This window comes from Janthinobacterium sp. SUN100 (assembly GCF_030397705.1).
In the GTDB taxonomy this organism is placed as follows: domain Bacteria; phylum Pseudomonadota; class Gammaproteobacteria; order Burkholderiales; family Burkholderiaceae_D; genus Janthinobacterium; species Janthinobacterium kumbetense.
This window is the reverse complement of sequence record NZ_JAPUBU010000001.1, coordinates 1,118,674-1,131,119: the sequence shown is the minus strand read 5'-3', so window position 1 is coordinate 1,131,119 and position 12,446 is coordinate 1,118,674. Positions and strand designations below refer to the sequence as shown.

The 12,446-nt window shown below is 62.7% G+C and carries 11 protein-coding genes; 7 read left to right on the top strand and 4 right to left on the bottom strand.

Translation table 11 applies throughout. The features are described from left to right. Positions 1-9 precede the first annotated feature (9 nt). From O0881_RS04910 to O0881_RS04890, 5 genes are all read left to right on the top strand, one after another. Positions 10-1,275: a lipoprotein-releasing ABC transporter permease subunit gene (locus O0881_RS04910; RefSeq protein WP_289910412.1), complete on the top strand. Its 1,266-nt coding sequence runs from the start codon at positions 10-12 to the stop codon at positions 1,273-1,275. 16 nt (positions 1,276-1,291) lie between these two features. Further along, positions 1,292-2,017 (top strand): lipoprotein-releasing ABC transporter ATP-binding protein LolD, encoded by a 726-nt coding sequence (gene lolD, locus O0881_RS04905; RefSeq protein ID WP_289910411.1) that lies wholly within the window; start codon positions 1,292-1,294, stop codon positions 2,015-2,017. 9 nt (positions 2,018-2,026) lie between these two features. Next, a complete protein-coding gene (locus O0881_RS04900; protein WP_289910410.1) occupies positions 2,027-2,824 on the top strand; it encodes a TatD family hydrolase in 798 nt (265 codons plus the stop codon). 4 nt (positions 2,825-2,828) lie between these two features. Further along, the gene (locus tag O0881_RS04895) at positions 2,829-4,067 is read left to right on the top strand and encodes a PQQ-dependent sugar dehydrogenase (RefSeq protein ID WP_289910409.1); all 1,239 of its coding nucleotides are present in this window, start codon (positions 2,829-2,831) and stop codon (positions 4,065-4,067) included. Positions 4,068-4,162: 95 nt separating this feature from the next. Further along, entirely contained in the window at positions 4,163-4,636 is a 474-nt protein-coding gene (locus O0881_RS04890) for a T6SS effector amidase Tae4 family protein (protein ID WP_289910408.1), read from the top strand. Between the two features lie 10 nt (positions 4,637-4,646). Here the strand turns inward: O0881_RS04890 and O0881_RS04885 are convergent, their stop codons facing one another. Continuing rightward, the gene (locus O0881_RS04885; RefSeq protein ID WP_289910407.1) at positions 4,647-6,638 is read right to left on the bottom strand and encodes a helicase-related protein; all 1,992 of its coding nucleotides are present in this window, start codon (positions 6,636-6,638) and stop codon (positions 4,647-4,649) included. A 33-nt stretch (positions 6,639-6,671) separates the two neighbouring features. Continuing rightward, a complete protein-coding gene (locus tag O0881_RS04880) occupies positions 6,672-6,908 on the bottom strand; it encodes a hypothetical protein (protein ID WP_289910406.1) in 237 nt (78 codons plus the stop codon). Between the two features lie 168 nt (positions 6,909-7,076). Here O0881_RS04880 and O0881_RS04875 point away from each other — a divergent pair, with 168 nt between their 5' ends. Further along, the gene (locus tag O0881_RS04875; protein WP_289910405.1) at positions 7,077-9,512 is read left to right on the top strand and encodes a DNA internalization-related competence protein ComEC/Rec2; all 2,436 of its coding nucleotides are present in this window, start codon (positions 7,077-7,079) and stop codon (positions 9,510-9,512) included. Between the two features lie 188 nt (positions 9,513-9,700). On the opposite strand, the gene O0881_RS04870 is transcribed toward O0881_RS04875, so the two are convergent. Both O0881_RS04870 and O0881_RS04865 read right to left on the bottom strand, forming a co-directional pair. Next, on the bottom strand, positions 9,701-10,372 hold the full coding sequence (locus O0881_RS04870; RefSeq protein WP_289910404.1) for a hypothetical protein: 672 nt from the start codon (positions 10,370-10,372) through the stop codon (positions 9,701-9,703). A 231-nt stretch (positions 10,373-10,603) separates the two neighbouring features. Beyond that, a complete protein-coding gene (locus tag O0881_RS04865) occupies positions 10,604-11,527 on the bottom strand; it encodes a LysR family transcriptional regulator (protein WP_289910403.1) in 924 nt (307 codons plus the stop codon). Positions 11,528-11,678: 151 nt separating this feature from the next. Between O0881_RS04865 and O0881_RS04860 the strand changes: the two genes are divergently transcribed. Then, positions 11,679-12,440, top strand: coding sequence for a TSUP family transporter (locus O0881_RS04860; protein ID WP_034756294.1), 762 nt, complete (start codon positions 11,679-11,681; stop codon positions 12,438-12,440). Positions 12,441-12,446: the final 6 nt, after the last annotated feature.

Below are 12,446 nucleotides of genomic sequence, written 5' to 3'. Positions count from 1 at the left end.
GCCTGAATAATGAGTATTTTCAAGAATTTGCCCTTCGAATGGCTGGTTGGCCTGCGCTACACGCGGGCCGGCAAGCGCAGTGGCCGTAACAGTTTTATCTCCTTCATCTCGCTCATTTCCATGGCCGGCATCGGCCTGGGCGTGGCGGCGCTGATCGTCGTGCTGTCCGTGATGAACGGCTTCCAGAAGGAAGTGACGGACCGCATGCTGTCCGTGCTGGCCCACGTGGAAGTGTTCGACAACAGCGGCAGCATGCCGGACTGGCGCGCCGAAGCGGTGCAGGCGTTCAAGAATCCGGCCGTGAAAGGCGCCGCGCCGTTTGTGGAAACGCAAGGCATGCTGCTGCGCGACGATGCGCTGCGCCCGGCCATCGTGCGCGGCGTGCTGCCCGAGGAAGAGCCGAACGTCTCCGACGTGGCCGGCCAGACGCGCATGGGCAGCTTCAAGGCCCTGCAGCCGGGCACCTTCAATATCGTGCTGGGCATCGAGCTGGCGCGCGCGCTGCGCGTCAACCTGGGCGAAAAAGTCACGCTGATGCTGGCGCAGGGCCAGGTCACGCCGGCCGGCGTGCTGCCGCGCATGCGCAGCTTTACCGTCAGCGGCATCTTCCAGGCGGGCCACAATGAATTCGACGCGGGTTTGGCCTTCATCAATATCGAAGACGGCCAGCGCTTGCTGCGCCTGGACGGCCCGTCCGGCCTGCGTTTGCGCCTGGCCGACATGAACCAGGCGCCGCAAGTGGCGGCGGAGCTGAAAAAATCCATGCCGGGCGACCTGTGGCTGCGCGACTGGTCCAAGCTGAACGCCAACTGGTTTGCCGCCGTGCAGACGGAAAAGCGCATGATGTTCATCATTCTGACCCTGATCATCGCGGTGGCCGCCTTCAACCTGGTCTCGACACTGGTGATGACGGTGACGGACAAGCAGGCCGATATCGCGATTTTGCGCACCCTGGGCGCATCGCCCCGTTCCATCATGAAGATTTTCATGATCCAGGGCGCGCTGGTGGGCATCCTGGGCACCATCCTGGGCGTGGGCGGCGGCGTGCTGGTGGCCATGAACATCGACGTCATCGTGCCCTTCATCGAGCACCTGCTGGGCGTGCAGTTCCTCTCCAAGGACATTTACTTCATCAGCACCGTGCCGTCCGACCTGCGCTGGCCCGACGTCACCAAGATCGGCGTGCTGGCCGTGATCCTCGCCTTCCTGGCGACCCTGTACCCAAGCTGGTGGGCCGCCCGCGTGAAACCTGCGGAAGCCCTGCGCTATGAATAAACCACTGACTATGACCATGACCGATCTGAACAAACCTGCCTCCAACGGCGCTTCCGCCGATTCCGCCGTCCTCAGCTGCCGCGGCCTGGGCAAGACTTTCACGCAGGGCAGCTACAAGGTGCAGGTCCTGGCCGGCATCGACATCGACGTCCACCGCGGCGAGCGCGTCGCCATCGTCGGCGCTTCCGGCTCCGGCAAATCGACCCTGCTGCACCTGCTGGGCGGGCTCGATACGCCCACCAGCGGCAAGGTGACCCTGCTGGGCAAGGATTTCGCCACCCTCAGCGAAAAGGCGCGCGGCGACTTGCGCAACGCCTCGCTGGGCTTCGTCTACCAGTTCCACCACCTGCTGCCCGAGTTTTCCGCGCTGTACAACGTCGCCATGCCGCTGATGATACGGCGCATGAAGCGCGCGCCCGCCACCGAACTGGCGCAGCAGATCCTCACGCGCGTGAACCTGGCCAAGCGCGTCACGCACACGCCGGGCGAATTGTCGGGCGGCGAGCGCCAGCGCGTGGCCCTGGCCCGCGCCCTCGTCACGCAGCCGGCCTGCGTGCTGGCCGATGAGCCGACGGGCAACCTCGATCACGCCACGGCCGAACAGATTTTCGACCTGATGCTGGAATTGTCGCGCACCCTGGGCACGGCCTTCGTCATCGTCACGCACGATATCGAGCTGGCCAAACGCTGCGACCGCGTGCTGCGCCTGACGGACGAAGGGCTGCAGCCGTACCAATACTAGGAATTCGCCATGTGGATCGACACGCACTGCCACCTCGACGCGCATGAATTCGGCAGCGAATCGCTGCAGCTGGCGGCGCGCGCGCAGCAGCAGGGCGTGGGCATGATCGTCATTCCCGCCGTCGAACGGGCCAATTTCAGCATCGTGCGCGATCTGGCGGCAACGGCGCCCAACGCCTGCTATTCCCTTGGTATACACCCGATCTACGTGCCGCACGCCACGGACGACGATTTGATCGCCCTGCGCGAGGCCGTGCAAGCCGCCATGGCCGACCCGCGTTTTGTCGCCATCGGCGAAATCGGCCTCGATTTCTTCATCCCCATGCTGTGCGAACCGGCCATGCGCGTCAAGCAGGAGCATTTCCTGCGCGAGCAGCTGAAGATTGCCCGCGACTTCGACTTGCCCGTGCTGACCCACGTGCGCCGCTCGCAGGACATCGTCCTCAAGCACGCGCGCCAGATCCGCCCGAACGGCGGCATCGCGCATGCGTTCAACGGCAGCTTCCAGCAGGCGCAAGGTTATATCGACCTCGGTTTCAAGCTGGGGTTTGGCGGCGCCATGACGTTTACGCGCGCACTGCAGATACGCCGCATGGCGGCCGACCTGCCTTTGGAAGCCATCGTCCTGGAGACGGACGCGCCCGACATTTCCCCCAGCTGGATCCACCCTGGCCGCAACAGCCCCGAAGAATTGCCGCGCATCGGCGCCGTGCTGGCCGAACTGCGCGGCCTTGATATCGCGCAAGTGGCGCTTGCCACCAGCGCCAACGCGCGCGCCGTGATGCCCCGATTACCCCTGATGGAGTGAGACCATGAACAAGAAAATGCTTGCGGGTGCCCTGGCAGCCTGCCTTACCGGCGCGTTTGCGCCTGCCCAGGCGGCGACCGGCGCCCAGTGCGACGGCATGCCGCGCCTTGACGTCACCACGCCGGCCGGCTTTTGCGTGGCCGTGCTGGCCGACGGCCTGAAATTCCCGCGCGGCGTGCTGCCGCTGACGAATGGCGACATCGTCGTCACGGACATGGCGGGATGGGCGCCGAAACAGGGTAAATTATGGCTGTTGCAGCCCAAGGCGGCCGGTGGCGGCTACGAGCGCAAGCTGCTGCTCGACAAGCTCGATCGCCCGAACGGCATCGTGCAGGGACCGGACGGCATGGTCTACGTGGGCGAGGTGGGGCGCATCTTCCGCTTCGACTTGCGCGATCCGGCCCGCGCCATCACCGACGTGATCGGCGGCACGGCCAAGACGCCGCGCCTGCCGGGCCTCGGTTTGCACCTGCTGACGAACATGCGCTTCAGCCCCAAGGGCGACCTGTATGTGAACGTGGGGTCGAGTACCGACCATTGCGAGAACGACGGCAAGGCGCCCGATCCGGCCAAGGCTTGTCCATCGGCGGAAGGCCTTGACGCGCTGGGCGCCATCCGCGAATACACGATGGCGTGGCCGGCCGGCACGGTGACGAGCTGGCGCACGCATGCGCGCGGCTTGCGCAATTCGATGGCGCTGGCCTTCCATCCGGCCACGGGCGAGCTGTGGCAGGCGGAAAACTCGCGCGATGCCATCCAGGCCGCCATGCCGCAGCTGAAAAGCGACGAAAACCTGCCGCATGAAGAACTCAATTTGATCAAGGCCGACCAGCACTATGGCTGGCCGTACTGCTACGACGACAATGTGGCCAGTCCCGAGTATCCGAAGACGGCTTGCGACGCCCAGTATGCGGCGCCGCAGCGCCTGCTGCCCGGCCACGCCGCTCCGCTGGGCATGACCTTTTACACGGCCAGCCGCTACCCGGCACTGTACAAGAATAGCCTGATCATCGGCTACCACGGCTACCGCAGCAATGGCCACCGCCTGGTGGCCCTGCTGCCCGACAAGGCCGGCGCGCCGCTGGGCAAGTCCGTCGAGTTGATCGGCAACTGGGAGCGCAAGGGCAAGCAGGGCAGGGGCGCTCCCGTCGACGTGAAGCAGGGGCAGGACGGCGATATCTATATGGCCGATGACCATAATGGGCTGGTGTTGAAACTGCATTACGAGGCGGGCAAACCGTAATGCATGTCGCTTGACCTCGCTCAGTGCGGGGGCTGCCGCATCCTCCTACAATCGGCCTGAGGTTCCCTATCGTCCAGGGGCAACGGGAGGCCGGCGTGAAACCCGCATTCATCAATCTGCGTGAAAATTACTCGAGCGTGACGGCCGTCGACCAGGCGGCCTTGTTCGGCGAAATCGGCTGGGAAGACTTGATCGGCAAGGACAGCTTTGCCAATACCTGCGCCATCCGCGTCAGCCTGGCCCTGATCAAGGCCGGCGTCCAGGTCAGGGGCCGCATGGCCATCCGCAAGGGGCCGTTCAAGGGCGCGCTGATCGAGCCGGGGCAGGCCAAGCTGGCGCACATGCTGGCCAGCCCGTCGATGTTCGGCGCGCCCGAAAAATTCGCCAGGAATGCAGCCATCGCCGGCATCGGCCAGCGCCAGGGCCTCGTCGCCTTCTTCCGCATTCCCGGCTACCTGGGCGGCGCGGGCGGGCATATCGATATCCTGCTGCCATCCATCGGAGTCAAGGAGTGCGGCACCGAATGCTACTGGGAGTGTGGCGAGGTCTGGTTCTGGCCACTCCATTGACGCTTGCTTTCTACGCTTGTTTGAACTTCTTCGAGCGTCCGCGCGAAGCCGCATTGTGCGCGCGCAGGATGGAGTCGACGCGCTCGGACGCATCGCGCGACAGGTTTTGCGCCACGGCGATATCGGGGAAGAATTCGGGCAGGCGGTAGCTGAGCCACGCATACGCGGAATAGTAGCGGCACGTGTCTTCCACCTGCTGCAGATTCTGCGTGCCGCCGCCGTACGCGTGCTGCCGCAAGGTAGACGTCTTGCCCTGCGACAGATTCTTCGCCCAGTGTTCCCACGCCGTTTGCAGGGATGGCACCTTGCTGGAAATCGGCACCAGCGACAGGGTGAACTTGTCGGCCACGGACAGGGGCAGGGTGTCGAGCCAGATGGCGCGCTCCTTCTGGTCTTCCGTGATGCGGGGGAAGAAAAAGCCGTCCGGCACGTCGATATTGTGGATGAAGCGGCGCAGCAGTTTCGACAGCGACAGTTCGCCCGTCACCGACGAAATGCGGTGCAGGTGTTCCAGCGACGGCGCCACGGCAAAGCCGCTGGTGTTCAGCGGATGCAGTTTTTCCTTCAGCAGGGCGCGCATCACTTCATGCGTCTCGTTGTCGTAGCCGGCCACCAGTCCCTCTTCATGCACGCCGTAGCGGCCAGCGCGTCCGGCGATCTGGCGCGCCAGCGCGGCCGAAATCTCTTCCTCCTCGCGGCCATTGTATTTGACGCAGGTGGTCATGACGATGCGCGCGATCGGCATGTTCAGGCCCATCGCCAGCGCGTCCGTGCCGACGACGATATCGGCCGTGCCGTCGCGGAAGCGCTGCGCCTGCGCGCGCCGCACTTCCGGCGACAGGTTGCCGTAGACGGTGGCCACCGACAACCCCGTTTCCGTGATCATGTCGCGCCACATCAGCACTTCGCGGCGCGAAAAGGCGATGACGGCGTCGCCGCGGCGCAGGTTGCGCACCTTGCGCACGGCCGTCGGCTCCATCGACAGGGGCGCCATGCGTTTCAAAACATGCACTTCCAGCGGGCAGTCCAGGCGCTCGGCCAGCGCCTCGATGGCGCGCCGCGCTTCGGGCGCCCCCACCAGGTAGACGGTGTGGGCGGGCGCGCCGCAGACGGCCGCCGTCCATGCGGCGCCCCGGTCCGGGTCGGCCAGCATCTGGATTTCATCGATGACGGCCACTTCGACGACGGTTTTCGTGTCCAGCATTTCCACCGTGCTGGCCACGTGCGTGGCGCCGTCGACGACCCGGCGCTCCTCGCCCGTGATCAGGCTCACGGCCAGCGGCTTGCCGTGCGGCGCGGCTTCCTGCAGGCGTTCATAGTTTTCCAGGGCCAGCAGGCGCAAGGGGGCCAGGTAGATGCCGCTCTTGGCCTTGACCAGCGCTTCCATGGCGCGGTGCGTCTTGCCGGAATTCGTGGGTCCGAGCAGGGCGACGAAGCGGCGCGGCAGGCGGCGCGCCATCTCGAACGAGGCGGGATATTCGGCCAGGTTGATGCTCTGGCGCGTACGCGCCGCGTGCTGTTCTTCCTGCTGGCGCTCGATGGCGTGATTGAAGCGCTGGCGGATGCGGTCGAACACCATGCCGGCCGGCTCCGACGTCTGCATGTCGGCCAAGGTGTGCAGGAAGACCATCGGGTCCGTGTCCACGTCCTCGCTCAAGCCCGCGATATCGGCGACGAAATCGATCACATGCTGGCGCAGCTCCTCGAAGACGGCCGCGCTGGCCCGTTCGCGCACCAGGGCCAGCTTGGTCTCGCGGTCCATCTTGCGCCACTTGGCCGGCCGCGCCAGCACGCCCTGGCTTGGTACCAGCGCATACGGCACCACCAGGTGGCCCGCCTTGACGACGCCGGAAAAACGCACGAAGACGCGGCCTTCCATCTTGACGAGGCGGATATGCTCAGCCAGTTCCCCCAGTTCCGCGACCAGGGTGGCGTCGTTATTGTCTTCGCTGCTGTCGGAAATGTCGGTGGAAGTATCGGGAGGAAGTGCGGAGGAAGTCATGTCGTGCCTGGGTGTTGAAGTAAGCGAGGCCGATTATACCGTCGATGGGGGCGGGCGGTGGTGACCAGCCTTGGTGTTTGCATGTTCAGGCGGCACGCGCGCGTACCAGGCGCACGCCAGGTCGAGCACGCTCAATGGCGTGTCCGCGGCCGGTATCAGGCTGGTCAGCGTGTCGTAGGACGAGGTCCAGGTGCCGGTGGCGGAACTGGCTGGCAGATGGGCAAACGCGGCGCTGGTCACGCCCGCTTGCCTGTGATGAACGTCCTGCAAATAGGTTCCGGCCGCTGTCCGTGGGGGCATGCAAGGTTCGCAAGTCATGGCGCCTTGGCGCCGGATGGCGTGCAGGGCCGCGTTTATCCACGCCACCATTGCGCCAGATCAGATGGCAAATAGTGGGAAAGGGGCACAGTAGCTGAATCCCTTTCGCGTCGAGTTCCCATGCGCACCCTGATACTCGGCTTTGCCGCTGGCGCCGCCTGGTTGCAGACGCAGGCAAGCTTGCCGCCGCATGCGGACGTGCTGCTGTGGGGGATCGCGGGCGCAGGGTTGGCGGCGAGCGTGGCGCTGCGCCGTCATGCGCGCTGGGGTTCCGGCTGGCGCTGCTTTGTTGCGCTTGCCGCTGGCGTAGGACTGGGCTTTTATTGGGCGGCCTGGCTGGCACAGGCCGCCATGGCGCCGCAACTGGCGCTGGCCGATGAAGGGCAGGATATTGTTGTCACGGGCACCGTCGCCAGCCTGCCGTACCGCTTCGAGCAGGGCGTGCGTTTTAACTTTGCCGTGGAGAAGGCGGTTGGTGCGCAGGTTCCTCCCTTGATCGCCTTGTCCTGGTACGCAGGTTTTCGCGATGAGGTGACGAACGAGGTGGGCGACGTGCAGCCGGGCGAACGCTGGCGCCTCACCGTGCGGCTGCAGCGTCCGCACGGCAACGCGAATCCCATGGGTTTCGACTACGAGGCCTGGCTGCTGGAGCAGGGCGTGCGCGCCACGGGCTATGTGCGGCCGCAGCCGCGCGCCGATACGCCGAACGTGCGCCTGGCTGCCTTCGTGCCCGGCTTTGGCAACGTGGTGGAAGCGAGCCGCGCGGCCTTGCGCGCACGCATACTGCGCAGCCTGGAAGATAGGCAGTATGCGGGCGTGATCGTGGCGCTGGTGGTGGGCGACCAGCGCGCCATCCCCCAGTCGGACTGGCAAGTATTCAACCGCACGGGCGTGAGCCACTTGATCTCCATCTCGGGTTTGCACATCACGATGATCGCGGGACTGTTCGCGCTGGGCGCGGGCACGCTGTGGCGGCGCTCGTTTTTTACCGACTGGCAACTGCCCTTGCGGCTGCCGGCGCAAAAGGTGGCGGCCCTGGCCGGCGCGCTGGCAGCGTTCCTGTATGTGCTGTTGGCCGGCTTCGGCGTGCCCGCGCAACGTACCTTGTATATGTTGCTGGTGGTGGCGCTGGCCCTGTGGCTGGGGCGCATTACCAGCATCGGCCACGTACTGTGCCTGGCGCTGGGCGTGGTGGTGCTGCTCGACCCGTGGGCCGTGCTATGGCCTGGTTTCTGGCTGTCGTTCGGCGCCGTCGTCGCCATGCTGTATGCGACGGCAGGCCGCACCACGGTGCCCTTGCCGCAGCAGGCGGGACGCTGGCGCCGCCTGCGCGCGGCCGTGGCGCTCGGTGCGCACACGCAGTATGTGGTGACGGTGGGGCTGGTACCGTTGACGATGCTGCTGTTTTCGCAAGTCTCACTGGTTTCTCCCGTCGCCAATGCGCTGGCCATTCCCGTCATCAGCCTGGTCGTCACGCCCTTGTCTCTGGCTGGCAGCCTGCTGCCGGCGCCCCTGTCCGATGGACTATTGCTGCTGGCGCACGCCATTGTGCAGATGCTGGCACAGGTGCTGGACTGGCTGGGCGCGCGCCGCTTTGCCGTGTGGACGGCGCCCGCGCCGCCAATGTGGAGTTTTTGCTGGGCATTGTTCGGCACGGCATGGCTGCTGGCACCACGGGGATGGCCGCACCGCTGGGCGGGCATGCTGGGCTGGTTGCCGTTGCTGACGGCCTTGCCGTCCAGCCCGCCGCCGGGCCAGCTATGGGTGACTGCCTTTGACGTGGGACAAGGCATGGCCGTGCTGGTGGAAACGCACGGCCACCGCCTGCTGTACGACACGGGCCCCGCCTACAGTCTCGATTCCGATGGCGCCAGCCGGGTCATCGTGCCTTACTTGCGCGCGCGCGGCATCGCCAGGCTCGACGGCGTGATCATTTCCCACAGCGACCTCGATCACGCGGGCGGCGCTGTATCCTTGCTGGAAAACGTGCAAGTCGGCTGGCTGGCCTCGTCCCTGTTCGACGGCCACCCGGCCATCGAGGCCCGGCGCCAGGCCCGGCTCCCGCATCTGCATTGCGTGGCGGGCCAGAGCTGGACCTGGGAAGGCGTGCATTTCGCCATGTTGCACCCGCTGCCCGCCAGCCATACGGACATCAGCCTGACGCCGAACGCCCGCAGCTGCACCGTGAAAATCACGGCAGGTAAGCATGCCATCTTGCTGGCCGGCGACATCGAAGCGGCACAGGAAGCGCAGTTGCTGGCGCGCTCGATGGAGGGCGACTTGGCGGCCGACGTGCTGCTGGCGCCGCACCACGGCAGCGGCACGTCATCGACGCCGGCGTTTTTGAGCGCCGTGCATCCGGCCCTGGCCATTTTCCAGGTGGGGCACAGAAACCGTTATAAACATCCGAAGGCGCAGGTGTATGCGCGCTATGGCGACATGGGCATTACCCGCTTGCGCACGGATGTGGAGGGGGCGGTGGTGCTGGCGTTTGGGGACAATATTGATGTGACGCAGTACCGCGCCAGCCGGCCGCGGTACTGGCATGGTATGTGAGTGGAATTAATGACTGGAGTCTTCTAAAACGTACTGTATGGCTTGTATAAATTCACAGTTTTAGGAGTTATTTTTTCGTCGGAATGCTTGGGCGGGCATTGTTGGTAGGTGTATTTTTGCAATATTTTTTGATAATTCTCATCCCTGCGCGCTATTGAATACACATAGGGAGATTTATGTTGCCCTTGTCAAAAAGTTGGATTTTTCCCTAACAATAAATTATCTATCTGTCGCATGCTTAATTTCTTTTTATGGTTCTTCATCAGTGAATTTTTCAATATGAGGCATCTAATGAAAAATTTTGCATAGCTTTCTTCGCAATTTTTGTATTCAAATTTTTTCCCGGTGCTCGAGGTAAATTTACTTATATTTTTTCGTGAATATTTGTCATATATGGGGTAGAGATCGGGTAGATGAAAATGCAGGTATTTTGACGAAAGCGAAACCTTTCCTATCTCCGCTGCTTGGCTGAGTACGCGTGAAAGATAGGCGTGCGGGGCCAATATTTTAGAGATGGCATTCAGATCGACGCTGGAAAATTCCAGAGAGATTGGAAGTTTTACCATCCTGGCTTCATTGATGAGAGCATCAAGTTCGCCATCCTTGATTATTTTTGAAATGGCCGTTGAAAATATGATATTGCTCTTCTTTTCTTTTTTCGAGGTCCGTTCTAGTGCTGCAGCATAAGTGCGTCCAATAATGGATAGCTTTGCATAGATAACACCAATATCAGTATGTTTCGGGGATTTTTTGCACATCTCATATAAAACATTGTTCAGGTAGTCATCTTTTTGAGGTGACGTGGCCTGGGCTATCATCGCATTGATAATATCCGAACTGTATTTTTTCATTGACGGCATAAGATTTATTATTTATTTAAATATTAATGCTATCAATATTGTTGATTTTCTGCAAGATTTTTTATGGGGAACTTAATGGTTGTACATGCGGTACACGTATTTCACGAAGAACTGACTGCTATTAAAAAGCAATAGTGGTGAAATGTCGCTATATCTGCATGCAGCCGACGAAGCGTGCGATAGCATATGAAGTGAAAAGTTTTTTTTGCACGCCTATTTTGAAAATAGACATCACGCTACGCGCTCATCCGGTATCTCCATCCCCCTTTTCTTTACATATTCGAGGAACAACCGCGCCCCCTTGGCCATCCTCGACGTGCCGTACACGGCATGAATGCTGGGGTCCAGCTCCTTCGATGACGTCAGCCGGTACGCCGTGCAGACCCTGCGCAGGGTGCCGTTGGCCACGGCCGGTTCCGCCAGCCAGCTGGCCAGGCGCACGATGCCAGCGCCTTCCAGGGCCGCCTGGAAGGTGGCGATGCCGGAAGTGAAGCGGAAACGGGGCTGCACCTGGTAGCGCACGTTGCGCTCGCCGGAAACGAAATGCCAGTCGCGCAGGATGCGGGGGGCCGAATGCATGATGATGTCGTGGCCGGCCAGCTCTTCCGGTTCCCCGGGCGCGCCCATGCGTTCTATATAGTCGGGCGAGGCGTACATGTAGCGCCGGTAATTCCACAGGGGGTAGCCGATCAGTTCGCTGGACTGGGGAAAGGCGCCGCGGATGGCGAAGTCCAGCTTTTCCTGGATGGGGTCGATGGATTTGTCCGAGAAATGGATGTCCACCGACACGTTCGGGTAGTCGCGCGAGAATTGCGCCACCACTTTCGGCAGAAAGCCCAGCGACAGGATTTCCGGCGCCGACAGACGCACCCAGCCTTGCGGCGAATTGCTCAATTCCGCCAATTGGTCTTCCGCCTCGGCCTGTGTTTCCAGCAAGTGCTTGGCCGACGCGTAATACGTTTCGCCAGCCGTCGTCAGGGTGAACTGCTTTTGCGTGCGCAGGATCAGCTCGGCGCCGATGGCGTCTTCGAGGAACTGGATGGCGCGCGTGACGGCCGACGGCGAGCGCCCCAGCATGCGCGCCGCGTGGATGAAGCTGCGCTTTTCCACCACGGTGCAAAAGGCGCGGATCTCCCACATCAGTTTCATCGACATCGCGTGACTCCCGGCAAAAGAGGCCAGTAGACCGCACGGAGCGCATTCCGTCAAGCGTTACGCCTGATTGCGTTTTCCGCAATATGAAGTTGCATCCGGAAAAATCCATGGCGCCTATACTGCCGCTGTCGCCCATTCCTCATTGCCTATCATGCTGACCATCTCGCTGCTGTGTTTATTTGCCTTCTTTGCCGGCCTGATCGATGCCGCCGTGGGCGGGGGCGGGCTGATACAGCTGCCGGCCCTGTTCAACCTGATGCCGAACATGGCCTCGACCTCCTTGCTGGGCACGAACAAGCTGGCGTCCGCCTGCGGCACCACGTTTGCCGCCCGCTCGTTTGTCGGCAAGGTGCACATCCCCTGGCTGCTGGTGCTGCCGGCCGTGGCCAGCGCCTTTGTCATGTCCTTCATCGGCGCGGCCGCCGTGTCGTATGTGCCGCAGCAGGTGGTGCGCCCCATGGTGCTCGTGTTGATCATCATCATGGCCATCTACACCTTCATCAAGAAGGATTTCGGCACGACGCGCGAGGCGCGCCCCATCGGTCCGCGCGAACGCATCCTCGCCATCGTCATCGGCGGCGCCATCGGCTTCTATGACGGCCTGTTCGGGCCGGGCACGGGCAGTTTCCTGATTTTCCTGTTCATCCGCGTCTTCGGCTTCGATTTCATCCTCGCCTCGGCTTGCTCGAAACTGGTGAATATCGCCACCAACGTGGCCGCGCTGGCCTTCTTCATTCCCGCCGGTCACGTGGTGTATGCCGTGGCTGCACCGATGGCTGTGTGCAACATCCTGGGCGCCCTGACGGGCACCTGGATCGCCGTGCGCCGCGGCGCCGCCTTCGTGCGCATTCTGTTCCTCGTGCTGCTGGTGCTGCTGATCGTCAAGTTGTCCTACGACATTTTCTTCAAGTAAGTTTCT